The following is a 627-nucleotide window of genomic DNA, read 5'->3' as shown; positions in this document are numbered from 1 at the left end:
TTCCGGGCACCACCATCTGGCAGCACGGCGATGATCTGCTCGTGCGATCGCGGGCCATGCTGCGGGATGAATTTGAACAGACGCTGGCATCTGCTGACGGTACGCGTCTGTGGAAACTGCCGGTGACTCCCTTACTCACCTTCTCCGTGAATGGTCAGTCCATTCACGTCACCCCTGAACTGGAGTAAATCATGAGCGCAGAACAGGACACAGCCGCAAAGTCCGGCAAAAAACTGTCAGCCCTGCTGGTTCTCGGGGGCGTGATTATCATCGGGGGCGGATACCTGCTGCTCACCTGGCTTTCCCCCGAAAACAGCGCATCGCTCTCGTCAGTCAATATCAACAGCACGACAACAGGCAGCGGGCGGACCGTGGTGGAGTCACAGCACTACCGGGATTTACTGCGTGCTGACAATGAGCGCGGGGCCGCAGAAGCGTTACGTAATAACCAGACGTTCATCGCCAGTCTGCCCAGGGGACTGGATACTGATCACGGAAATAATCAAAGAAGGGATACTCAGCCTGCTGACCAGGCCGAGGGTTCTGGTCAACCATCAACGCCCCCTCAGGCAGATCAAACAGCCCGGGAAAAACAGCGGGAAGCGTTACAAAAACTGCTTGCCCGCA

At 57.1% G+C, this 627-nt stretch carries 1 protein-coding gene and 1 pseudogene; both read left to right on the top strand.

All coding sequences use genetic code 11. The annotated features are described in order from the left end of the window. On the top strand, positions 1 to 188 hold a 188-nt coding region (locus tag E0D98_RS25435; RefSeq protein WP_240723786.1), incomplete at its 5' end, for a DotH/IcmK family type IV secretion protein. A 3-nt stretch (positions 189 to 191) separates the two neighbouring features. Further along, positions 192 to 627 (top strand): annotated as a pseudogene (locus E0D98_RS25430) (conjugal transfer protein TraO); the annotation flags it as partial.

The organism is Escherichia sp. KCJ4928 (assembly GCF_004352695.1).
Classification (GTDB): Bacteria; Pseudomonadota; Gammaproteobacteria; order Enterobacterales; family Enterobacteriaceae; genus ECMA0423.
The sequence above is the reverse complement of the archived record's forward strand: the minus strand, read 5'-3'. Positions and strand labels throughout refer to the sequence as shown.